Origin of the sequence: Lentzea aerocolonigenes (genome assembly GCF_000955955.1) — a bacterium.
Classification (GTDB): Bacteria; Actinomycetota; Actinomycetes; order Mycobacteriales; family Pseudonocardiaceae; genus Lentzea; species Lentzea aerocolonigenes_A.
Genome location: NZ_JYJG01000403.1, coordinates 1 through 22,995, shown reverse-complemented (window position 1 = coordinate 22,995; position 22,995 = coordinate 1). Strand labels below are relative to the sequence as shown.

General features: G+C 68.0%; 22 protein-coding genes. 14 read left to right on the top strand and 8 right to left on the bottom strand.

Features of this window, described 5'->3' with window-relative positions; all coding sequences use genetic code 11:
- Nucleotides 1-25: 25 nt before the first annotated feature.
- Nucleotides 26-694 (bottom strand): DNA alkylation repair protein, encoded by a 669-nt coding sequence (locus UK23_RS40700; RefSeq protein WP_045317139.1) that lies wholly within the window; start codon nucleotides 692-694, stop codon nucleotides 26-28.
- 91 nt (nucleotides 695-785) lie between these two features.
- On the opposite strand from UK23_RS40700, the gene UK23_RS40695 reads away from it, so the two are divergent.
- Nucleotides 786-2,135, top strand: coding sequence for a glycoside hydrolase family 28 protein (locus tag UK23_RS40695; protein WP_196778104.1), 1,350 nt, complete (start codon nucleotides 786-788; stop codon nucleotides 2,133-2,135).
- 20 nt (nucleotides 2,136-2,155) lie between these two features.
- Nucleotides 2,156-3,160 (top strand): hypothetical protein, encoded by a 1,005-nt coding sequence (locus UK23_RS40690; RefSeq protein ID WP_156213749.1) that lies wholly within the window; start codon nucleotides 2,156-2,158, stop codon nucleotides 3,158-3,160.
- Here UK23_RS40690 and UK23_RS40685 read toward each other — a convergent pair.
- Nucleotides 3,126-4,169, bottom strand: a complete 1,044-nt coding sequence (locus UK23_RS40685; protein WP_045317146.1) for a 2-oxoglutarate and iron-dependent oxygenase domain-containing protein — start codon at nucleotides 4,167-4,169, stop codon at nucleotides 3,126-3,128. The genes UK23_RS40690 and UK23_RS40685 overlap by 35 nt on opposite strands.
- An 83-nt stretch (nucleotides 4,170-4,252) precedes the next feature.
- Between UK23_RS40685 and sthA the strand changes: the two genes are divergently transcribed.
- Entirely contained in the window at nucleotides 4,253-5,668 is a 1,416-nt protein-coding gene (gene sthA, locus UK23_RS40680) for a Si-specific NAD(P)(+) transhydrogenase (protein ID WP_045317137.1), read from the top strand.
- Here the strand turns inward: sthA and UK23_RS40675 are convergent, their stop codons facing one another.
- The 3 genes from UK23_RS40675 to UK23_RS40665 are packed head-to-tail and all read right to left on the bottom strand — an operon-like array spanning nucleotide 5,669 to nucleotide 9,325.
- Nucleotides 5,669-6,310, bottom strand: a complete 642-nt coding sequence (locus tag UK23_RS40675) for a response regulator (protein WP_045317145.1) — start codon at nucleotides 6,308-6,310, stop codon at nucleotides 5,669-5,671.
- Between the two features lie 10 nt (nucleotides 6,311-6,320).
- On the bottom strand, nucleotides 6,321-7,772 hold the full coding sequence (locus UK23_RS40670; RefSeq protein ID WP_052685474.1) for a sensor histidine kinase: 1,452 nt from the start codon (nucleotides 7,770-7,772) through the stop codon (nucleotides 6,321-6,323).
- Nucleotides 7,769-9,325 (bottom strand): sensor histidine kinase, encoded by a 1,557-nt coding sequence (locus tag UK23_RS40665; RefSeq protein ID WP_196778103.1) that lies wholly within the window; start codon nucleotides 9,323-9,325, stop codon nucleotides 7,769-7,771. The genes UK23_RS40670 and UK23_RS40665 overlap by 4 nt, the downstream gene beginning before the upstream one ends.
- Before the next feature lie 142 nt (nucleotides 9,326-9,467).
- Here UK23_RS40665 and argC point away from each other — a divergent pair, with 142 nt between their 5' ends.
- The 10 genes from argC to UK23_RS40615 are packed head-to-tail and all read left to right on the top strand — an operon-like array spanning nucleotide 9,468 to nucleotide 18,588.
- Nucleotides 9,468-10,496, top strand: a complete 1,029-nt coding sequence (gene argC / locus UK23_RS40660) for an N-acetyl-gamma-glutamyl-phosphate reductase (protein ID WP_045317136.1) — start codon at nucleotides 9,468-9,470, stop codon at nucleotides 10,494-10,496.
- Nucleotides 10,493-11,665, top strand: a complete 1,173-nt coding sequence (argJ, locus tag UK23_RS40655) for a bifunctional glutamate N-acetyltransferase/amino-acid acetyltransferase ArgJ (protein WP_045317135.1) — start codon at nucleotides 10,493-10,495, stop codon at nucleotides 11,663-11,665. The genes argC and argJ overlap by 4 nt, the downstream gene beginning before the upstream one ends.
- Nucleotides 11,662-12,531: an acetylglutamate kinase gene (gene argB / locus UK23_RS40650; RefSeq protein WP_045317134.1), complete on the top strand. Its 870-nt coding sequence runs from the start codon at nucleotides 11,662-11,664 to the stop codon at nucleotides 12,529-12,531. Before argJ ends, argB begins: the two co-directional genes overlap by 4 nt.
- Nucleotides 12,528-13,685: an acetylornithine transaminase gene (locus UK23_RS40645; protein ID WP_045317133.1), complete on the top strand. Its 1,158-nt coding sequence runs from the start codon at nucleotides 12,528-12,530 to the stop codon at nucleotides 13,683-13,685. The genes argB and UK23_RS40645 overlap by 4 nt, the downstream gene beginning before the upstream one ends.
- Entirely contained in the window at nucleotides 13,682-14,614 is a 933-nt protein-coding gene (argF, locus tag UK23_RS40640; protein WP_045317132.1) for an ornithine carbamoyltransferase, read from the top strand. Before UK23_RS40645 ends, argF begins: the two co-directional genes overlap by 4 nt.
- Complete coding sequence (locus tag UK23_RS40635; protein WP_045317131.1) at nucleotides 14,611-15,096, top strand: arginine repressor; 486 nt, start codon at nucleotides 14,611-14,613, stop codon at nucleotides 15,094-15,096. The genes argF and UK23_RS40635 overlap by 4 nt, the downstream gene beginning before the upstream one ends.
- Nucleotides 15,089-15,355 carry a hypothetical protein gene (locus UK23_RS55195; RefSeq protein ID WP_082115381.1) on the top strand — a complete coding sequence of 89 codons (267 nt, stop codon included), beginning with the start codon at nucleotides 15,089-15,091 and terminating at the stop codon, nucleotides 15,353-15,355. Before UK23_RS40635 ends, UK23_RS55195 begins: the two co-directional genes overlap by 8 nt.
- Nucleotides 15,356-15,367: 12 nt before the next feature.
- Nucleotides 15,368-16,759, top strand: a complete 1,392-nt coding sequence (gene argH / locus UK23_RS40625; RefSeq protein ID WP_045317130.1) for an argininosuccinate lyase — start codon at nucleotides 15,368-15,370, stop codon at nucleotides 16,757-16,759.
- A complete protein-coding gene (locus UK23_RS40620) occupies nucleotides 16,749-17,348 on the top strand; it encodes a DNA-3-methyladenine glycosylase (RefSeq protein WP_045317129.1) in 600 nt (199 codons plus the stop codon). The genes argH and UK23_RS40620 overlap by 11 nt, the downstream gene beginning before the upstream one ends.
- Nucleotides 17,338-18,588: an SMI1/KNR4 family protein gene (locus tag UK23_RS40615; protein ID WP_045317128.1), complete on the top strand. Its 1,251-nt coding sequence runs from the start codon at nucleotides 17,338-17,340 to the stop codon at nucleotides 18,586-18,588. The genes UK23_RS40620 and UK23_RS40615 overlap by 11 nt, the downstream gene beginning before the upstream one ends.
- Here the strand turns inward: UK23_RS40615 and UK23_RS49375 are convergent.
- Genes UK23_RS49375 through UK23_RS40600 form a run of 3 tightly spaced genes read right to left on the bottom strand, consistent with a single transcriptional unit; the run spans nucleotide 18,566 to nucleotide 21,163 of the window.
- Entirely contained in the window at nucleotides 18,566-19,648 is a 1,083-nt protein-coding gene (locus UK23_RS49375) for a toll/interleukin-1 receptor domain-containing protein (RefSeq protein ID WP_052685472.1), read from the bottom strand. The genes UK23_RS40615 and UK23_RS49375 overlap by 23 nt on opposite strands.
- A gap of 30 nt (nucleotides 19,649-19,678) precedes the next feature.
- Nucleotides 19,679-20,716 (bottom strand): toll/interleukin-1 receptor domain-containing protein, encoded by a 1,038-nt coding sequence (locus UK23_RS49370; RefSeq protein ID WP_052685471.1) that lies wholly within the window; start codon nucleotides 20,714-20,716, stop codon nucleotides 19,679-19,681.
- 12 nt (nucleotides 20,717-20,728) lie between these two features.
- The gene (locus UK23_RS40600) at nucleotides 20,729-21,163 is read right to left on the bottom strand and encodes a hypothetical protein (protein ID WP_156213747.1); all 435 of its coding nucleotides are present in this window, start codon (nucleotides 21,161-21,163) and stop codon (nucleotides 20,729-20,731) included.
- Nucleotides 21,164-21,229: 66 nt separating this feature from the next.
- Between UK23_RS40600 and tyrS the strand changes: the two genes are divergently transcribed.
- A complete protein-coding gene (gene tyrS, locus UK23_RS40595; RefSeq protein ID WP_045317126.1) occupies nucleotides 21,230-22,504 on the top strand; it encodes a tyrosine--tRNA ligase in 1,275 nt (424 codons plus the stop codon).
- Nucleotides 22,505-22,995: the final 491 nt, after the last annotated feature.

Below are 22,995 nucleotides of genomic sequence, written 5' to 3'. Positions count from 1 at the left end.
GTCAGCGCGACCTAACGAAGTGCTACTAGAGGTGCTTGAGCGCCTCACGCCGTGACAACGGCGACAGCGAAGGCCGCGCATCCACGAACGACCGCACCCAGCCCGGCTCTGTCTTCGCGAACTCGCGCAGCGCCCACCCGATCCCCTTGCGCAGGAAGAAGTCGCGGTCGTCCACGTTCGCGTCGATGCACGCCGTCAGCAGCTCGACGTCGGTCGCGCCCTTCGACCCGAGCTGGCAGATGATCGACGTCCGCCGCCGCCACCTGTCCTCGTCCGTCGACCACTTCAGCATCTGCGGCCGGATCACCTCGGGCGACGAGCGCAGCAACGGCCCGATCAAACGGGACGCGGTCTCGTCCACGAAGTCCCACCAGGCGCCGGTCACGATCACCTCGTCGAACCACGGCATCAGCGAGACGTCCTGGAATCGCTTGTCCCCGCTCAGCGACAGCGCCACGTACCGTTCCTCGCGGTAGGTCGCCTCCCGCCACAGCGTCTGCACGACGTCGAGCCACTCTGAGCGGGATCCCAGCCGCGGCAACGACTTCAGCAGCGTCACCCGGCCCGGCTTCGCCACTCCGGCGAACGGCATCTCGGACTTCATGTACGCCTGCATCTCCGGCGCCTTCACCGGATCCGCCAACTCCTGCAACCCGGCTCGAACAGCGGCGATGAACGAATCCTTGGGAGTCACGCGACGACCGTATACGCTGACGACCGCGCCGCCGCTGAAAACGTTTGCAGTGGAGGCTGACATGGTGGGTTCACGGCGAACCTTCTTCAAGGTGTCCGGACTTGCAGCAGCAGGAATGCTCGTCCACGGCACAGCGAAAGCCGATCCGTGGGACGAAGTGGACGCCATTCTCGCCCGCATCAAGCCGCCGGCGTTCCCGGACGAGGACTTCGACGTCACCGCGTACGGCGGCAAGGCGGACGGCAAGACCGACAACACCGCCGCGTTCAGGAAGGCGGTCGAAGCGGCGAACGCGGCGGGTGGCGGCCGGGTCGTCGCGAAGGGCGGCACGTTCCTCACCGGCGGGATCACCTTGCTCAGCAACGTGAACCTCTTCGTGGACAAGGGTGCCAAGCTCCTCTTCAGCCCCGACCAGAAGAAGTACCTGCCGGTGGTCGAGACCCGCTGGCAGGGCATCGAGTGCCTCAACCACCAAGCGTTCGTCTACGCCAACAAGGCCACGAACATCGCGATCACCGGCGGTGGCACCCTCGACGGCCAGGGCCAGACCTGGAAGCCGTGGGGGAGCGGCGGTTCCGACTGGTCGCAGCTGCAGAAGTGGGGCGCCGACGGCACCCCGGTCGCCCAGCGCAAACTCGGCGACGGCCACAAGCTGCGGCCGAACCTGATCCAGTTCGTGTCGTGCGAGAACATCCTGATCAGCGGCATCACCATCGAACGCCCGCCGATGTGGAGCGTGCACCCGGTGAAGTCGCGCAACATCACCGTCGAGGGCGTCACGATCAACAGCCGGGGCGGCGGCGGCAACAACGACGGCGTGGACCCGGAGTGCTGCACCGACGTGCACATCAAGGACTCGACGTTCAACACCGGCGACGACTGCATCGCGATCAAGTCCGGCCGTGACGTCGACGGGCGGCGGGTGAACATGCCGTCGCAGAACATCGTCATCGAGAACAACAAGTTCGTGTTCTCGAACCGCGGCGCGATCTGCATCGGCAGCGAGGCTTCCGGCGGCGCGCGCAACATCTACGCGCGCAACTGCGCGGTCAACCAGGCGAACACCTCGGACCAGCTCTGGTACGCGGTCTTCATCAAGACCAGCAAGTATCGCGGCGGAGTCGTCGAGAACGTCCACTTCCGGGACATCACCGCGAACAAGCTCACCAAGTCGCCGGTCTTCATCACGTTGAACTACAGCGGTTCCGGCAACTCCGGCCCGGTCGTGAACCCGGTGGTGCGGAACATGACGTTCGAACGGCTCATCGTGGCGGGCTCAAAGGAGTACGCCGTTGAGATCGATGGCCTATCGGCGTCCAAAGTGACCAACGTCATCGTGTCGAATTCGAAGTTCACCGCGATCTCCAAGGGCGGCAACAAGCTGACGAACTCGCAAAACATCACTTTCCCGGGCACCACTGTGAACGGAAAGCCTGCTTGATCCCCGTACCATTCGTGTTCATGCGTGTGCTCATGGTTGTGGCGGCGCTCGTGCTCACCAGCATGGGCGTCACCAAGGCGGACGCGGCGGACTACCTGGATCTGCCGCTGTCCAACGGAAACGGCGAGGAGCGGGGCGGGGTGCACCCGGACCTGCCCTACGACCGGGCCGTGCTGGAGGCCGCGCTGAACCGCCACCGCGCCAAGGGCATCGCGCCTGCGAGGTTCAAGGCGTTGCTGTGGCAGTACTGGATCGTCCGCGCCGCGGAGGACGCCGGCGTGGCGCTGTCCGAGTGGGACCCGCAGCGCGGCGCCGACGTGAACCGCGCGACGATCTTCGCCGTCTACGACTTCTACGCGAAGCTCTACGTGACGCACCCGGACACGTTGCGGTGGATGGGATTCGCGAACATCGGCGCGCCCGCGTTCGCCGCCGGGATGCTGGATCTCGGCACTGTGCCGGAACTGCGCTGGTTCTCGTCGATGCTGATGTCCATGCAGAAGCACATCTTCATGGACCTCGGCGCGATGCACGCCGCCTATCTGCACGGCGGGATCAAGGCCGTGGAGGAGATGCGCGACGCGGGGATCATCGACCCGGACACCACCGCGGCGTGGGCGGATCCGGCGCAGGCCGTCCTGGAGTTCTCCTCGCGCGAGCAGAACCTGGTGATCGCCGAGCAGTTCGACCGGATGCGAGCGCGTCTGTTACCGCCCGGCGAGGTCGTCACGTACGCGATCACGGTCGCCGGCCCCATGCCGGTGCCGGGTGGCAAGACCCCGGCGCAGTACCGGCCGTTGTTCGGCGGTCCGTTGCCCGCCTTCAACTACGCGGACCGGGTGGCCCGCTGGGACTTCCTCAGCAACGACACCGTTCCGGCCTATGAGCGCTTGTCCGCGGACTCCGTGCACAAGATCGTGCAGCGGCCGTTCGCGGACCGTGTCGCGGAGTACCGCGCCACGGCCCGCCTGATCGACCTGATCGTCCCGTTCAGGAGTGCCGAACCCCAGACCGGAGTTCGCTGAGCACGGTCAGCCGATCTTCGTTCTCGATGCGTCGAGTGGTGACGCGATCGGGGTAGCAGCGCATGAACATGTTGGTGAAGTGCGTTCCGTAGTGGATGACGTCGTCGCCGTGCGGGTCGTCCAACGGCCGCACCACGGCTTCGAAGTTGGGCTCGTGGAAGTACGCCATGGTGAAGCGCTCCCGGTTGTTCAGCAGCACCTTGTGCGGCGTGGAGAGCAACTGGCCGCCCGTCAGGAACTGCAGGATGTCGCCGGGGAACACGGTGAAGACGTGCTGGACGGGCTCGACGAGGTTCCAGCCCTCCGCGTCCTGGAAGCAGCCGGCCGCCGACTCGTCCGGCAGCCAGTTGCGCGGCCGTTCCTCGCCCTCGATCGGCGGGCGGACGTAGAGGCCGCCGACGTCGTCCTGTGCGGCCAGGACGAGCATGCCGTAGTCGGTGTGCGCGCCGATGCCGCGGTCCACGGTCTCGGACCTGGTCGGGAACCTCAGCACCCGCATGTGGTGCCAGCCGTCCGCGGTCAGCCTGGTGAAGGTGTCGATGTCGAGCCCGAAGCCCAGTGCGGTGAGCTTGAGGATCTTCTCGCCGGACTCGCCGAGCATCGCCATGAAGTCGCGCATGGCGTCGCGGTAGAGGTTGTCCGGCCACGGAACCGGCCCGTGACACGGCCACTGGTCGACGACGCGGGAGTCGTCGAGCGGGACGTCCTTGCAGACGGTGAAGATCTCCGAATAGTCCGCAATGCCGTCGGTGACCTCTTCGCCGGACGCGATGTAACCGGCGTAGGTCAGGTCGCTGACCAGGCGTGACTTCTCCTCGAGCGACAAGCCGTGGAAGAACCTTCTGCTGGCCTCCATGGCTTCTTCTGTGGTTCGGTCCTGCACCGCGTCCGTTGCGATCTGCAGAATCCCGTCGGCCTGCCACGCTGCGATGAGCTGGCGGCCGAGCTCGACGTCGTCGTCCGAGCCGGTGACGATCTCGGGCAAACGGAAGGTGCGTAGTTCGGTCATGGCCCAACGAACGACCATTCCGTTGAACGGGTTCATTTTTCGTTCAGAGGTGGAATCGGATCCGTCTTAGTAGGCTGACGACCATGACGTCGTACGACTACGACCTGATCGTGATCGGCTCTGGCCCCGGTGGTCAGAAGGCCGCGATCGCGGGTGCGAAACTGGGCAAGCGCGTGGCCATCATCGACAAGCAGGAGATGGTCGGCGGCGTCTGCGCGAACACGGGGACGATCCCCTCGAAGACGTTGCGTGAAGCCGTGATGTACCTGACGGGCATGAGCCAGCGCGAGCTGTACGGCGCCAGCTACCGCGTCAAGCAGGACATCACGATCACCGACCTGATGGCGCGCACGCAGCACGTGATCGGCCGCGAGGTCCAGGTCGTGCGCGCGCAGCTGCACCGCAACGGTATTGACCTGTTGAACGGCTTCGGGCGCTTCGTCGACCCGCACACCGTTGCGGTGGAAGGAAGTCACCGCGGCGACCGCACGACGATCTCCGGCGAGTTCGTCGTGATCGCGACGGGCACGACGCCCGCGCGTCCCTCCGTGGTGGACTTCGACGAGGAGCGGATCCTCGACTCCGACGAGGTCTTCGCGCTGACGGAGATCCCGTCGTCGCTGGTCGTCGTCGGGGCGGGCGTGATCGGCATCGAGTACGCGTCGATGTTCGCCGCTCTCGGCTGCCGGGTCACCGTCGTCGAGCAGCGCGAGAAGATGCTGGACTTCTGCGACCCGGAGATCGTCGAGTCGCTGAAGTTCCACCTGCGCGACCAGGCCGTCACGTTCCGCTTCGGTGAGAAGGTCGTGAACGTCCAGGTGTCGGAAGGCGGCACGGTCACCCAGCTCGCTTCCGGCAAGCGCATCCCGGCCGCCGCCGTCATGTACTCGGCCGGTCGCCAGGGCACCACGGAGAAGCTGGACCTGGCAGCCGCAGGCCTGGAGTCGGACAACCGCGGCCGGCTGTCGGTCGACGAGCACTACCGCACGCCGGTCGAGCACATCTACGCCGTCGGAGACGTGATCGGGTTTCCCGCCCTGGCCGCGACGTCGATGGACCAGGGCCGGCTGGCCGCGTACCACGCGTTCGGCGAGCCGGTGCACGACCTGACCGCGTTGCAGCCCATCGGCATCTACACGATCCCGGAGATCTCGTACTGCGGCGCTACGGAGACCGAGCTCACCTCGTCCGCGATTCCTTACGAGGTCGGGATTTCACGCTACCGCGAACTCGCCCGTGGCCAGATCGTCGGTGACGCGTACGGCATGCTGAAGCTGCTGGTGTCCACTGTGGACCGGAAGATCCTCGGTGTGCACGTGTTCGGCACGGGTGCGACCGACCTGGTGCACATCGGCCAGGCCGTGATGGGTTGTGGTGGCACGGTCGACTACCTGGTCGACACGGTGTTCAACTACCCGACGCTGTCCGAGGCCTACAAGGTCGCGGCTTTGGACGCCACCAACAAGATCCGCGCGCTGGACCGCTTCACGACCCAGTGATCAGGATCGGGTGAGCCCGGCGTCGTGGGCCACGATGGCGGCCTGCACGCGGTTGGCGCACTCCAGCTTGGGCAGGATCCGGCTGATGTGCGCCTTCACCGTGCCGGTCGCCATGTAGAGCTGCTCGCCGATCTCGGTGTTCGACAGCCCCTCGCCGACCAGCTTGAGCACGTTGCGCTCGGTGTCGGTGAGGGTGTCGATCTTCCGGCGCGCCTCGGATCCGCTGTCCGGTGCGGCCAGGTGGCGTTCGATCAGCCGCCTGGTGATCTGCGGGGCGAGGATGGGCTCGCCGTTCGCCGCCTTGCGGACGGCGTTGATCAGCTCCTGCGGTGGCGTGTCCTTGAGCAGGAACCCGGTGGCGCCGACTTTCATCGCCTGCGCCACGTAGGAGTCCTCGCCGAACGTCGTGAGCATGACGACATTGGTGCTCGACGCGATCTGCTCGGCCGCTTTGAGCCCGTCGCCGCCGGGCATGCGGATGTCCAGCAACGCCACGTCGACTGAGTGCTTGAGGCTGAGTTCGACGGCCTGCCTGCCGTCGCTCGCCTCGGCCACGACGGTGATGTCCGGGTCGTTCTCCAGGATCAGCCGGATCCCAGCACGCATCAACGTCTCGTCGTCGGCGATGAGGACTCGGATCACGCGGGCCACCCTACGGCCCCTCCTGCTCCTTCGTGTGCAGCTTGCCGTCCCGGTAGCAGAGCTTGTAGTAGAGCTCGGCGTTGTGCGACGTCTGGTACCGCGAGCACCCGTCCACCCCGAGCTGGCCGACGCCGAACTGGTCCATGACCTCTTCCTCGGACGTGACGCCCACCTTCAACGAGTCGAAGTACGGCGCGTTCATCTGAGTCGGGTTGAGCAGCGCGAACAGCAGCAACACGAGCAGCGCCCCGGTGATCGGCACCAGCGCCAGCAGCCCGAGGCACCCACCGCCCACCACGCGCGGCACGGTCAGGATCTCGGCCTTGAGCGGCGGCGGCACCTCTCTGGTCTCGGCCACGGCCTGAGCCGCCGGGTGCAACGGCACGTCCGCCGCCACCCGGAACCCGCCCTCGACCGGCGGCCCCGCGCTGAACGACCCGCCGAGCAGGCCGACGCGTTCCTCCAGACCGATCAACCCTCGCCGCGCGCCCTTGCCCGGCGCGGCGGAGGACGGCGCGTTCAGCACCTGGATCTTCGCCCGGCCGCCCTGGACCGCGACCTGCACCCGCGTGCGCGCGCCGGGGGCGTGTTTGTCCACGTTGGTCAACGCCTCGCGCACGACCCGGTGCACCGCGCGGCGCGTGCGGGGGTCGGCGCCGTGCAGGTCGTCGCCCGACCAGTCGAGCGTGGCCCTGCCTCGCACGAGCGCGGCGATGTCCGAGCGGGTGCCGGTGTCCTCGTCGAGCGACTCCGGTTCCGGGTTGGTGCGGAGAACACCGAGGATCTCCCGCAGCTCCGCCATCGCGAGCGACGACGTGGTGCGGATCAGCTCGGCCTGTTCGTGCAGCTGAGGAGACTTCCGCGCGGTCGCCAGCTCCAGAGCGCCCGCGTGGATGGAGATCAGGCTGAGCCGGTGCCCGAGCATGTCGTGCATCTCGCCCGCGATGTGCGAGCGCTCCTCCGAACGAGCCGACGCGGCGGTCAACGCCCGTGCGCGCTCCAGGTACTCGTTGCGTTCCTGGAGGAGGCGGACCATCGGCCTGCGACGGCCCAGCAGCATGCCGGACACCGCCGGGAAGACCACGAAGAACACCGAGCCGACGACTCCGCCGAGCAGGCTCTCCCAGGCCGGCGTGCCGTCGTGGACCAGGAAGAGGCTGAACGCGGTCTGCAGCACCGACGCCACCCCGAGCAGCGCCCACAACCGGCCCAGCCGGGGGATGCGCCGGGACGCGGCGAACACGACGAACGCGGTGGTGGCCATCGCCCAGAGGTTGTTGACGGCGAAGAGGGGAGCAGTGAGCAGCAGCGTCCACTCCGGCTTGCGCGGCGCCAGCCACACGAGCGCGGCGATCCACACGGCCGACGCGACGGTCAGCGCCGGGTGCGGCACCGGTGCCAGCGGGGCGATCAACGGCACCAGGCCGACCAGGAAGGCCAGGACCGGCCAGACGAACCTCATCGGGCCAGCTCCTTCTTCGAGGTCAGCCGGCTCTGCTTGTCGAAGCACAGCTCGAAGTCGAGATCGGACGAGTCGCGCGCGTGGTAGCGAAGGCAGCCGGTGTTGTCCGACGGCACCCCGAACCCGAACGTCTCGGTGACCTCTTCCTCGTGCGCGACCGACACCTGGAACGCGTCGAACTCCTGCCGGCTCATCTCGGGCTTGCTGAAGATCGCGACGATCAGCAGCACGAACACCGTGCCGAGCGCCGGCACGACCGACAACAGCGCCAGGCACCCACCGCCGACCACCCGCGGCACCGTCAAAATCTCGGCCGTGACCGGCGGCGGCGCCTCCACCACCCTGCTGCCGGCCGCACGCGGGGCCCCTTCGTCCTCTTCTGGAGCACGAAAGCTCCCCGCGTACACCACTGGATGCAGCGGGAGGTCGGCAGTGAGCCGGAATCCGCCCGTGAACGGCCCGGCGGTGAACGACCCGCCGATCAACCCGACGCGTTCCTCCAGACCGATGAGCCCACGCCGGGTGCCTGCGCCGCGAGGTGCGCTGCTCGGACCGTTGACCACCTCGACGCGCACTCGTTCACCAACGTCCACGGCCACGCGCGTGAGTGCTGACGGCGCGTGCTTGTGCACGTTCGTGAGTGCCTCACGCACGACCCGATGGACCGCCCGTCGCAACCGTGCGTCGGCATCGGTCAGATCGGAACCGGACCAGTCCAACGAAACCGAGACGCCCGCGCTGACAGAGGCAGCCACGAGCCGTTCGACATCCGCGCGCGTGCCGGCGTCCTCATCGGCCTCGATGTTGCCGAGCACACCGAGGATCTCCCGCAGCTCGTCCATCGCCACCGCGGACGTCTTGCGGATCAACTCGACCTGTTCGCGCAGCTCAGGAGCCTCAACGGCGGCAGAGCGCTCGAGTGCGGACGCGTGCGCGGTGAGCTGGCGCAGCCGGTGACTGAGCATGTCGTGCATCTCGCTCGCGATGTGCGCGCGCGTGTCCGAACGCGCCGTGCTCGCGGTCAACACACGCGCGTGCTCCAAGTAGTCGTTGCGCTCCATCAGCACCCGCGTCAACGGCTTGCGCCGCCCGACCAGCGCACCGGCCACCGCGGGGAAGATCAACAGGAACACCACGCTGAAGCCGGTGCCGAGCACGTACTCCGTGATGTTGTCCCCGGCGTGCCACGCGTGCAGGCCGCTGAACCCCGCCTGCAGCAACGCGGTGACGCCGATCAGCAACCACACCTGCACCTGCGTGCGCACGGACCGCGCGGCCCGGAAGATCACCAGCGACGTGGGCGCGATCGCGAGCAGGTTGTTGACCGCGTTCAACGGCGCCGTGAGCACGATCGCCCACCGCGGCCACCGCGCGCTGATCGGCACCAGCGCGGCCGCCCACACCGCCGACGCCACGATCAGCCACCAGTGCACCGGCCTGCCGAGCGGCGCCACGAGCGTCACCAGCGCCAACAGGAGGGCACCGACCGCCCACAGCCCGTCGCGCACCTTCACGTTCACGCCGATCATCTTGGCCCGCCCCCGCCCCGCCACCCAGCGCCACCCGGCCCGGCCTGCATAGCCATGTGGCCACTTCGCGGTACGCGGGGCCCCCGCGTGCGCCAGGAGAGTACGAAAGCTCCCCGCGTGCGCATTCCAGTTGAGTGAGTTTGCATGACCGTGCATAATCATGCGTATGACAGTGAGGATCGCGGTCGCGGGCGCCAGCGGGTACGCGGGTGGCGAGCTGCTCCGCCTGCTACTGGCTCATCCGGACATCGAGATCGGCGCCCTGACGGCGAACAGCAGCGCCGGTGACCTGTTGCTCAAGCACCAGCCGCACCTCCTGCCGCTCGCGGACCGACGGCTCCAAGACACCACAGTCGAGACCCTCAAGGGGCACGACGTGGTGTTCCTCGCACTTCCTCACGGTCACTCAGCCGAGCTCGCCGAGCAACTCGGCGACTCCGCCATCGTGATCGACTGCGGTGCCGACCACCGGCTGACCAGCGCGGATGACTGGACACGCTGGTACGGCGGCGAGCACGCGGGTTCCTGGCCATACGGCTTGCCCGAACTTCCCAACCAGCGGGAGAAGCTCGTGGGCGCGCGCCGTGTCGCCGTCCCCGGTTGCTATCCGACTGTCTCTTCTTTGGCGCTCGCACCGGCCGTGGACCTCATCGAGGACGAGGTCGTCATCGTCGCCGTGTCGGGCACGTCCGGCGCAGGCAAGTCGCTCAAGCCGAACCTGCTGGGTTCCGAGGTCATGGGCTCGGCCAGCGCGTACGGCGTCGGTGGGGCACACAGGCACACGCCCGAGATCACCCAGAACCTGAGTGCCGCGGCGGGCCGTCCGATCAAGGTCAGCTTCACGCCGGTGCTCGCGCCGATGTCGCGCGGCATCCTCGCCACCTGCACGGCTCAGCTCAAAACAGCCGCATTGAATGACGCTGTAAACGTTCGCGACGCCTACGAGAAGGCGTACGCGAACGAGCCGTTCGTGCACTTTCTCCCTGAAGGTTTCTGGCCGACGACGAACGCCGTGCTCGGTTCGAACGCCGTCCAGATGCAAGTCACCGTCGACGAGGACCTGAACCGGCTCGTGGTGGTGGCCGCCGTCGACAACCTGGCGAAGGGCACCGCGGGTGCCGCCGTCCAGTGCATGAACCTCGCTCTCGGCCTGCCGGAAACGTCCGGCCTCTCGACCGTTGGAGTCGCTCCGTGAACCGCAACAAGGGCGTCACCGGACCCCAGGGCTTCCGGGCCGCCGGGATCGCCGCCGGGATCAAAGAGTCCGGCGCTCTCGATCTCACGCTCGTCGTCAACGACGGGCCGCAGGACTCCGCCGCGGGTGTGTTCACCACGAACAAGGTGAAGGCCGCGCCGGTGTTGTGGTCGCAGCAGGTCATCCAGTCCCGACGCCTCACCGCGGTCGTGCTCAACTCCGGTGGCGCCAACGCGTGCACCGGTCCCGAGGGCTTCCAGGACACGCACGCCACCGCCGAGAAGGTCGCCGAGGTGCTCGGCACCGGCGCGGTCGACGTCGCGGTGTGCTCCACCGGTCTGATCGGCGAGCGCCTGCCGATGGACAAGATCCTGACCGGCGTGGAGAACGTCGCGAAGGAGCTGGACTCGTCGGTCGAGGCCGGTCTCAACGCCGCCACCGGCGTGATGACCACGGACAGCCGCCCCAAGCAGTCGTGGAAAGCGCACACCGATGGCTGGTCGGCCGGCGGGTTCGTGAAGGGCGCGGGCATGCTCGCCCCGAACATGGCCACGATGCTGTCGGTGATCACGACCGACGCCAAGATCTCCGGTGACCAGCTGGACAAGGCGTTGCGTCTCGCGACTTCTCGCACGTTCGACCGGCTCGACGTCGACGGCGGCACGTCCACGAACGACACGGTGCTGGTGCTGGCTTCCGGCGCTTCGGGTGTCGAGCCGACGTTCGAGGACTTCACCGCGTTGCTGACCGAGGTCGCGGCAGACCTGGTCAAGCAGCTGCAGGGTGACGCCGAGGGCGTGACGAAGGAAATCAGCATCACCGTCAAACAGGCCGCCACCGAGGCCGAGGCCGTCCACATCGGACGGACCGTCGCCGAGGACAACCTGGTGAAGACCGCGTTGTTCGGCAGCGACCCGAACTGGGGCCGCATCGCGATGGCGCTGGGCCGCGCGGACGCCGAGATCGACCCGGACGTGCTGCAGATCATCATCAACGGCGTGTCGTTGTACCGCAACGGAACTCGCGACCGCGACCGATCCGAGGCCGACCTGAGCGGCCGCGACATCGAGATCGTCATCGACCTCAACGTCGGTGACGCCGAAGCCACGGTGCTCACCACGGACCTGTCCCACGACTACGTCGAAGAGAACAGCGCTTACTCCTCATGAACGCACAAGAGAAGGCGGCGGTCCTCGTCGAGGCCCTGCCGTGGTTGCAGCGTTTCCGCGGCGCGATCGTCGTCGTCAAGTACGGCGGCAACGCCATGGTCGACGACGAGCTGAAGAAGGCGTTCGCCGAGGACATGGTGTTCCTGCGGCTGTGCGGCCTGCGCCCGGTCGTCGTGCACGGCGGCGGCCCGCAGATCAAGTCGATGCTGGACAAGCTCGGCATCCACAGCGAGTTCCGCGGCGGCCTGCGCGTCACGACCCCCGAGGCCATGGACGTCGTCCGGATGGTGCTCGTCGGTCAGGTCGGACGTGAGCTCGTCGGCCTGATCAACCAGCACGGTCCTTACGCCGTCGGCATTTCCGGTGAGGACGCGCACCTGTTCACGGCCACGCGTCGTGGCGCGATCGTTGACGGCGAAGAGGTCGACATCGGTCTCGTCGGCGACATCACCGAGGTCAACCCGGACGCGGTGCTCGACATCGTTCGCGCGGGCCGGATCCCGGTCGTCTCGTCGGTGGCGCCTGACATCCACGGCGTGCCGCACAACGTGAACGCGGACACGGCGGCAGGCGCTCTCGCGGTTGCTCTCGGCGCGGAGAAGCTCGTCGTGCTGACGGATGTCGAGGGCCTGTACGCGAACTGGCCGGACAAGTCGTCGCTGTTGAACCAGGTGCGCGCGTCGGATCTGGAGAAGATGCTGCCGGACCTGGAAAGCGGCATGGTGCCGAAGATGGAGGCCTGCCTGCGGGCGGTGCGCGGCGGGGTCCCGCAGGCGCACGTGATCGACGGCAGGCTGGCGCATTCCGTGCTGCTCGAAGTGTTCACCACTGAAGGTGTCGGAACGATGGTCTTGGGGGACAAATGACCTCGCGGTGGCAACAGTCCATGATGGACAACTACGGCACACCTCAGCTGGCGCTGGAGCGCGGCGAGGGCGCGTACGTCTGGGACACCGACGGCAAGCGCTACCTCGACCTGCTGACCGGCATCGCGGTCAACGCACTCGGCCACGCGCACCCGAAGATCGTCGAGGCGGTGACCACCCAGATCTCCAAGCTGGGCCACACCTCGAACCTGTACGTGAACGAGCCCGCGCTGGCGTTGGCGGAACGGCTCCTGGACCTGTCGGGTGTGCAAGGCAAGGTCTTCTTCTGCAACTCCGGCGCCGAGGCCAACGAGGCGGCGCTGAAGATGTCGCGCCGCACCGGCCGCACCAAGATCGTCGCGTGCACCGGAGGCTTCCACGGCCGCACGATGGGCGCGCTGACGCTGACCGGCCAGCCCGCCAAGCGCGCGCCGTTCGAGCCTTTGGTGCCAGGCGTTTCGCACATCCCGTTCGGTGACGTCGCTGCTCTCGAGGCCGCGATCGACGACGACACGGCGGCGTTCATCGTCGAGCCGATCCAGGGCGAGCAGGGCGTTGTCATGCCGCCGGAGGGCTACCTGCAGGAGGCCCGCCGGATCACGGCCGAGCACGGCGCGTTGCTGATCCTGGACGAGGTGCAGACCGGAATCGGCCGCCTGGGCACGTGGTTCGCGTTCCAGCAGGCCGGGATCGTGCCGGACGTGATGACGCTGGCCAAGGGCATCGGCGGCGGACTGCCCCTGGGTGCCACGATCGGGTTCGGCGCGGCAGCCGACCTGTTCCAGCCCGGCCACCACGGAACGACGTTCGGCGGCAACCCCGTGTGCTGCGCGGCCGCCCTCGCGGTGCTCGACACGATCGCCGCGGAAGGCCTGCTGGAGCACGCCTCGTCCGTGGGCAAGGAGATCGCGGCCGGTGTGGAGGCGTTGCACCACCCGATGATCTCGGGAGTGAGGGGAGCCGGGCTGCTGCTCGGCATCACGCTGCGCGAGGCGGTCTCGGCGAAGGCCGCTGCGGTCGCGCAGCAGGCCGGTTACCTGATCAACCCCATCCAGCCCGACGTCATCCGCCTGGCGCCGCCGCTGGTGCTGGACGAGTCCGACGCGCTGTCGTTCGTGGCCGCGCTCCCGACGTTCTTTGAGGAGCAGGCATGAGCCCGAAGCACTTCCTCCGCGACGACGACCTGACGCCGGGGCAGCAGTCCGCCGTGCTCGACCTCGCGGATGCCTACAAGTCGGACCGGTTCACCGCGAAGCCGTTGGCGGGCCCCAAGGCCGTCGCCGTGATCTTCGAGAAGAACTCGACCCGCACCCGGCTCTCGTTCGAGGTCGGCATCGCGCAGCTCGGCGGCAACCCGGTGATCATCGACGGCCGCTCGATGCAGCTGGGCCGCGAGGAGACGATCGAGGACACGTCCCGGATCCTGTCGGGATACGTCGACGCCGTGGTGTGGCGGACGTTCGCCCAGGCGCGCATCGAAGCGATGGCCAGCGTCTCGCGAGTTCCCGTGGTCAACGCGCTGACCGACGAGTTCCACCCGTGCCAGGTGCTCGCCGACCTGCAGACGATCCGTCGTCGTTACGGCAAGTTGGCCGGGTTGACGTTGACGTACCTGGGCGACGGCGCCAACAACATGTCGCACTCGCTGCTGCTCGGTGGTGCCACGGCGGGCATGCACGTCCGCATCGGCGCTCCGGCGGGCTTCGTGCCGAACCCGCAGTTCCTGGAGGACGCCAAGAAGCGCGCCGCCGAGACCGGTGGTTCGGTGGCGTTGATCAGCGATCCCCTTGCCTCCGTCGACGGTTCGGACGTGCTGGTCACCGACACGTGGACGTCGATGGGTCAGGAGAACGACGGCAAGGACCGCGTCGGCCCGTTCCGCCCGTACCAGGTGAACGCCGATCTGCTCGCGGCGACGGGAAAGCCGGACTCGACCGTGCTGCACTGTCTGCCCGCGCACCGCGGCTGGGAGATCACCGACGACGTGCTCGACGGCCCGCAGTCGCTGGTGTGGCAGGAGGCCGAGAACCGCCTGCACGCCCAGAAAGCGCTGCTCGTGTGGTTGCTGGAGCAGTCGTCATGACTCGCACCGCACGCCAGGGCCGGATCGTCGAGATGGTCAGCCAGCTCGTCATCCGCAGCCAGTCCGAGCTCGCGAAACTCCTGGCCGCGGAGGGCATCGAGGTCACTCAGGCCACGTTGTCGCGCGACCTGGACGAGCTCGGCGCGGTGAAGCTGCGCGGTCCCGACGGCGGTGCGCCGATCTACGTGATCCCCGAGGACGGCAGCCCGGTGCGCGGTGTGCAGGGCGGCACCACGCGGCTCGCGCGTGTGCTGGGCGAGCTGTTGGTCTCCACCGACTCGTCCGCGAACCTGGCCGTGCTGCGGACTCCTCCCGGTGCCGCGCAGTTCCTGGCCTCGGCCCTGGACCGCGCGGCGCTGCACGAGGTCGTCGGCACGATCGCCGGCGACGACACGATCCTGGTCGTGGCCCGCGAACCGATGACCGGCGCCGAGCTGGCCGAGCGGATCGCCGCGCTGTCCTCGGGCAACGGCGATGAATGATCCCGTGCACGCCGTCCTGACGTTCGACGCCGGCGTGCCCGTGGCGGTGGACGGCGAGACGGTCTCGGTCGCCGAGGCCGTCCGCGAGCTCAACTTCCGCGCCGGCGTGGTCAGGTCCAGCCTGGGCACGGTCGCGGTCCGGGTGGCGCGGATGGCCTTGCCGTCGGGTTCCGGCGAGGTCGACGTCGCTTTGTACGAGGGGCGCGTGGTCGGGCTCGTCGCGCGTTCGGAAGAATCTCTTTACGACTTCGCTAGCTGAGAGTTGCGTGCAATGAGTTCTTTGTGGGGTGGCCGGTTCGAGTCGGGACCGGCCGAGGCGATGGCCCGCCTGTCGCTGTCGACGCATTTCGACTGGCGGCTGGCGCCGTACGACATCGCCGGCTCGCGCGCGCACGCCCGTGTGCTGCACGCGGCTGGGCTCTTGACCGACGAAGAGCTCGCCGGCATGCAGAAGGCGCTGGACGAGCTGCTCGCCGACGTCGAGTCCGGCGCGTTCACCCCGGTCCTCGAGGACGAGGACGTCCACACGGCGCTGGAGCGCGGCCTGATCGACCGCGCCGGGGTGGAACTCGGCGGCAAGCTCCGCGCGGGCCGTTCCCGCAACGACCAGGTCGCCACCCTGTTCCGCATGTGGCTGCGCGACGCCGCCCGCCGGGTCGCCGCCGGTGTGCTGGACGTCGTGGACGCGTTGACCCAGCAGTCCGAGACGCATTTCGGCGCCGTGATGCCGGGCCGCACGCACCTGCAGTCCGCGCAGCCCGTGCTGTTGTCGCACCACCTGCTCGCCCACGCGCACGCTCTGCTGCGTGACGTCGACCGCCTGCACGACTGGGACAAGCGCGCCGCGTTCTCGCCGTACGGCTCGGGCGCGCTGGCTGGTTCGTCTCTCGGTCTGGACCCGGCGAAGGTGGCCGCCGACCTGGGCTTCTACGCCCCGGTCGAGAACTCCATCGACGGCACCGCCTCCCGCGACTTCGCTGCCGAGATCGCGTTCGTGCTGGCCATGATCAGCGTGAACCTCTCGCGCGTCGCCGAAGAGGTCATCATCTGGACGACCGCCGAGTTCCGGTTCGCCGTCCTGGACGACGCCTGGTCGACCGGCAGCTCGATCATGCCGCAGAAGAAGAACCCGGACGTCGCGGAGCTCGCGCGCGGCAAGTCGGGTCGCCTGATCGGCAACCTGGCGGGTCTGCTCGCGACGTTGAAGGCCCAGCCGCTGGCCTACAACCGCGACCTGCAGGAGGACAAGGAGCCGCTGTTCGACTCGGTCGAGCAGCTGGAGCTCCTGCTGCCGGCGTTCGCGGGCATGGTCGCGACTTTGCGCTTTGACGTCGATCGCATGGCGTCGCTGGCCCCGGCAGGCTTCACCCTCGCGACCGACATCGCGGAATGGCTTGTGCGCGAAGGAGTTCCGTTCCGCGTCGCCCACGAAGCAGCCGGTGCCTGCGTCCGCGCGGCCGAGTCCCGCGGCGTGGGCCTCGAAGACCTGACCGACGACGAGTTTCTTGCGATCTCGCCCGCGCTGACCCCCGAGGTCCGCTCGGTGCTGACCGTCGAGGGCTCGATCGCCTCCCGCAACGCCCACGGCGGCACGGCCCCTGAACGCGTCCGCGAACAGCTCGACGCATTGGTGGCCAAGGCTTCGGCGGCACGTGAGTTCTAGGCAGCTGACCAGGGAGGAGCTGGCCATCGACCCGGTCGATGCGTCCCAGCTCCTCCTGGGCTCTTTTCTGGAAGCCGGCGACGTGCGCGTGCGCATCGTCGAGGTGGAGGCGTACCGGGGCGGCGACGACCCGGCCTCCCACTGCTACCGCGGCAAGACGCCGCGCAACGAGGTCATGTTCGGCCCGGCCGGTTTCCTGTACGTCTACTTCGTCTACGGCATGCACTTCTGCGCCAACGTGGTCACGCTGACCGACGGCGTGCCCGGCGCCGTTCTGCTGCGTGCCGGCGAAGTCGTCGATGGCGAGGACGTCGCGTTCTCCCGCCGCCCGGCCTCGCGCTCCGCAGCCGAACTGGCCAAGGGCCCCGCGCGGCTGTGCAAGGTTCTCGGCCTGGACCGCTCGCAGAACGGCGTCGACCTGACCTCTCCCGATTCCCCGGTGCGCCTGTATGCGGGCGATCCGGCGATTGACGTCCGTTCCGGACCTCGGGTCGGTGTCGCGGTGGCGATGGACGTGCCGTGGCGGTTCTGGATCGACTCCCCGGCCGTCTCGACCTACAAACGCGGAGGAAAGCGACGTGCAGGCTGAGCTCGCGGCTGTCGCACAGGAGCTGCTCGCCGTCGTGGAGCCCGGGTTCGACTACTTGACGTTGCGGGCGTCCTGCACGGGAAGCGCGGCCAGCGTCCGGCTCACGTCCGGACCGTCCGAACAGGACGTTCCCCACGCCCCGTCGCGGGAGACGCTGACCCCGATCGGCGCGATCCGGCCGACCGTCTTCGAGATGAGGATCAACGCGGACGGTACGTTCCACGCGCTCGTCACCGAGATCACCGTCAAGGACAACTCCCACATTCCGCCGACCTACACCATCGTGCTGAAGCCACGTCCGCCTCGTCCGCACCTGGCGTCGTCGTTGGCCGACGTGGAGGCCGCGATCGGTGCGCCACTGCCTGCCGAGGTGCACGAGTTCTACGCGAGCGGCGCGAAGATCGACGACGCCCAGGTGTACTCGCCCGACGAGATCCTCCTGACGTGGAGTTTCGACGGGCGCATGGCGGACGAAGACCCGTGGGACTGGGAAGGGCCCGTGCTGTACGTCGGGCCTCCTGGTGCCGTACGCGCTGTGCAGCTCCATCCGCTGTGGGTGCCGTTCGCGTGCAACGAATGGGGCGACCACCTGTGCATCGACCTCGCACCCGGTCCGAACGGGCGGGTCGGACAGGTGATCCAGCTGGCCGGTGAGTCGCCGATGAGGTACCTGGCCGACTCCGTGACGAACCTGGTGATGCCGGATGAGGACGTGGGCTCCAAGGGCCTGGAGGACCACTTCTCCGTCGCCGGCCGCGATGTGGCCTCGCTGCCGCCGACCCTCCAGAAGCTCAGCCTTTGGGATGCCGGTGACCTGGACTTCGGCCTGCTCGCCCACCTGACTTCGTTGCGCATGCTCAACGTCGTGCGCGGCGGCACCGTGCGCCTCGGCGGCCTCGCGCACCTGCCGTTGGAACGCATCGTGGTGGCCGGCGACGAGATCGAGCTACCGGCGTGCGAAACCCTGACCGCGCTCGAGCTCAGCGGCGGCGCCCGCGTCGAGCTGCCCTCGCTGCCGAACCTGCGCATGCTCGACGTGTCCGGAGTGGACGTTGACGTGGAGTCGTTGCCGCAGGTCGACTACCTCGTGCTCAACACCGGGCAGTGGCAGCGCTGCGCACAGACTCCCGCCACGGCCACGCTCGCCGGTGAGTCCTCGCTGGCGAGCGCGCTCGACTGGGCGCGCGAGCGAGGTGCCGGACTGGGCGGCGAGGTCGTCACGGGGACAGCCGCTTCATAGCCGCCAGGAACTCGGCCTCCAGCTCCGGATCCACCTCGAACACCTGCGGCACGGTCATGTCGACCTCCAGGTGCTTCACGGGGATCTGCTCGGCACCCGTGTTGATCTTCTCGCCGGCTGTCACCCGTTCGACCATGGTGCCGGCCACCTGGCGCAGGTCGTGCACGACCCGGTGCATCGCGCGCAGCTGCTGATCCGCGAACCGGGCCTGGATGCGGGACGCGGTGCGCGCGTTCTCGTCGGCGTAGCTGGTCGCGTGGATGTCGCGAGCCCACTCGAGGATCTCGTCGAAGATCCGCACGTACAGCCGTCCGAGGTGGATGACCTTCTCCGGGTCCTGCGGGATGCCGGGCGAGCCGAACGCGGCTTCCTGGGCGTCGGCCGTGTAGGTCTCCACCGCAGCCTTGATGATCTCGGCGAGCAGCACGTTGCGGTCGCGGATCAAGCCGATGCCGGCCCGGTGCTCGATGGTGCCGTTGCGCGGCGCGTACCTGAGGAAGTGCTCCCAGTACTTGCTCTCCAGCTCGCGGGTTCCCTGCCAGACCACGGCCGCGTACAACAGATGCTCCCAGCCGAGGGGTTCCTCCTCGACCAGCGCGGCGACCATGCGCGGCGTGACCGGTGTTTCGACGGTGAAAGCCGAGCGGTGCTGTGCGAGCTTCTGCGCGACCGCCTGGGCGATGGTCTCCACGTCGTGCCGCCTGAGGTCCAGGTACACCACGCTCGGCAGCAGTCCTGGCACCTCGGTGTCGTCGAGCCTGACCGGCAGGATGTACTCGTCTGCCTGTTCCAGCGCTCGTGCTTGCGCGGCTTGACGTTCGACCTTGGTCCACTTCTTGGCGACGTAGTGCTCGGACGTGAACATGAGCACGTACCGGACCTGTTTGCCGTAGATCTGCGGTAGCTGGTCGACCAGGTTGGCGCCCCACAGCTTCGCGGCGTGGTCCTCGTCGTAGAACACCCGCACGCCTAGTTGTTCGAGACGCCGCACGATGGGCAGCACCTTGGCGCGGTCCTCACCGGCGAAGGACGGGGCGACGTCGAACTCGTAGTCCGGCACGCCGTCATTCTGCCCCGAACCACTTCGGGCTCACAGGCGGTTGACCGCTTCCACGAACCTCTTCTCCAGCTCGGGATCGACCTCGAACACCAGCGGCACCGTGACGTTGATCGTCTCCCCGGCGGTCAGCCGCTCGACCAGCGTGTCCGCCACCTGCCGCAGGTTCTGCGCCACCAAGTGCATGGCGCGGAGCTGCTGGTCCGCGAACTGCGCCTGGAGCCGGGCCGCGGCGCGGGCGGGTTCGAGGGCGTAGCTGGTCCCGTGGATGCCGCGTCCCCAGTCGAGGATCTCGTCGAACGTCCGCACGTACAGCCGGCCGAGGTGCACGATCCGGTCCGGGTCACCTGGCAGTCCTGGTTGCCCGAACGCGGCCTCCTGCGTCGCCGGGGTGAACAACGCCTCGACCGCGACCGCGATGATCTCGCTCAGCAGCACGTTCCGGTCGCGGATGAGCTCCATCCCGGTCCCGTGCTCGATGGTTCCGTTGCGCGGCGCGTACCGCAGGAAGTGCTCCCAGTACTTGCTCTCCAGCTCCTTGAGACCCTGCAGCAGCACGCCCACGTACAGCAGGTACTCCCAGCCGCGCGGCTTCTCCCGCGCCAGCGCCGCCACCGACTCGGGCGTGATCGGAGTCGAGGCGGTGAACTCCGCGCGGTGCTGCGCCAGCTTCTCCACCACGGCCTGCGCGACCACCTCGGGCGGGTGGACGCGCAGGTCGAGGAAACCGGTGGTGGACAACAGTCCTGGCACCTCGGTGTCGTCGAGCTTGATCGGCAGCACGTACTCGTTCTGCTGCTCCAACGCCCTCGCCTGGGCGGTCCGGCGTTCGTGCCGCGCCCACGACTGCTCGACGTAGTGCCGAGATGCGAACATCAGCACGTACCGGACCTTGTGCGTCAGCGTCTCGGCGATGTGCTCGACCAGGTTCAGCCCCCACCGCGCGACGATCTGGTCCGCGTCGTAGTAGACCTTGACGCCGAGTTCCTCCATGCGCCGGACGATCGGTTCGACCAGCGCGCGATCTTCCTCGGCGAACGACGGGGCGACGTCCCAGCTGTAGTCGGTCACCCCGCCATTCTCTTAGGGCCGAACGGTCCGGCGGTACCAGGCTCGCCGATGCTCGACCGGCAGCGCGAGGCGCGCGATCAGGTTGGTCAGCAAGGCGCCGATGGCCAGCCACAGCACCGCGGCGAGACCCTCGTTGAACAGCACGGCGACCTTGGGGCTGTCCGGCGTGAAGAGGCCGTCCAGGCCGAGGGTGATCCCGCTCGCCCAGCCCGCGACGAACTGGAAGAACCCGTTGGCGGCGTTCGCGTCGGCCACCACCAGGAAGATGTGCACGAACAGCACGATGGCGAACGCCCAGCACACGACATCGATGACCGCACAGATGATGTGCACCGTCCGTGCCCTGCGGTAGGTGTCGTCCCGTTCGACGACCTCCTCCACCACCGGCTCGTTCACGCGCGGCATGCGCTCGGTAGGCCGCCGCAACTCGTCACGTGGCTCCGTCATGACTCACGGTTACCCGTGTGTGTACCGGGTGGAAACCCGTTCGACCTGGTAGGCGACAATGGGCAGGTGAGCGAGCACATCCTTGACGAACTTGCGTGGCGCGGCCTGATCGCGACGTCCACCGACCTCGACGCACTCCGGAAGGACCTGGACGCCGGCCCGCTCACCCTCTATTGCGGTTTCGACCCGACAGCGCCGTCGCTGCACGCCGGCAACCTGGTCCCGCTGCTGATGCTCAAGCGCTTCCAGATGGCCGGCCACCGGCCGATCGTGCTGGCAGGTGGCGCCACGGGCATGATCGGCGACCCGCGCGACACCGGTGAGCGCACGCTGAACCCGCTCGACACCATCGCCGAGTGGGCCGACCGGATCCGCGGTCAGCTGGAGCGGTTCGTCGAGTTCGACGACTCGCCCACGGGCGCGGTCGTCGAGAACAACCTGAACTGGACGGCCCAGGTCAGCGCGTTGGAGTTCATGCGCGACATCGGCAAGCACTTCTCGATGAACGTGATGCTGTCCCGCGAGACCGTGAAGCGGCGCCTCGAGACCGACGGCATGTCGTACACCGAGTTCAGCTACGTGCTGCTGCAGTCGAACGACTACCTGGAGCTCAACCGCCGGTACGGCACCTCGCTGCAGGTCGGCGGTTCGGACCAGTGGGGCAACATCGTCAGCGGCGTCGACCTGGTCCGCCGGGTCGAGGGCAGGCACGTGCACGCGCTGACCTGCCCGCTGGTGACCGACGCCCAGGGTGAGAAGTTCGGGAAGTCGACCGGCGGCGGGAAGCTGTGGCTCGACCCGGAGATGACCTCGCCGTACGCCTGGTACCAGTACTTCGTGAACGTCGACGACGCCACGGTGATGAACTACCTGCGCCTGTTCACGTTCCTCTCGCGGGAGGAGCTGGACGAGCTGGAGAAGCAGACCGCCGAGGCGCCGCACCAGCGTGCCGCGCAGAAGCGGCTCGCGCAGGAGTTCACCGACCTGGTGCACGGCGAGCGCGCGACGCAGCAGGTCGTCCTCGCCTCGTCCGCGCTGTTCGGCCGGGCCGACCTGCGCGATCTCGACGAGTCCGTGCTGCAGGCCGCCCTGGCCGAGGCGCCGAAGGGCGAGGTCCGCCTGGCCGACGAGCCCACGATCGTCGACCTGCTGGTGGCGTCCGGGCTGGCCGACAGCCGGGGTGCCGCCCGGCGCACGGTCAACGAGGGCGGTGCCTACGTGAACAACGCGAAGGTGACCGACGAGGAGTGGAAGCCGTCGCCGTCGGACCTGCTCCACGGCAAGTGGCTGGTGCTCCGTCGCGGCAAGCGCAACAACGCGAGCGTGCAGGTGGAGCTCTGACCTGCGGGTTCGGTTCTCAGAAGGCCGTCGGTCCCACTCGGGACCGGCGGCCTTCGATCTTTCTCGGTGTGACGGCGGCCACAGTGTGCGTGGATCGGGACTCCGATAGCGTGTTCAGCAGGTCCTGTATGGGGCTGCTGACCTGCGGTTTCTTAATCGCAGGGCGCAGGGATGCCCCCGATTTGACCCCGTGTTGGCGTGCGTGTAACTTTCTCCATGTCAGCGCGGAACGGGCCGGGAAAACCGGAACGGAGCGCGACGAGGGTCACGAACCAAGCTTCCACGGACTGTGGTAGAGTGGGTGACTGCGAAACGATGAAGACCCAGCCGGTAGCTCGTCTGAGCTCAGAGGCCAAGGGCGTCGAAGTTTCAAAACACAAGCTTATGTACGACACAGCCTCGGATCGAGTCGCCGTGTGGCGGCCTCGTGATGATGAGCGCGTGTTCTTTGAGAACTCAACAGCGTGCCGAAACACAGCCAGTAATATATG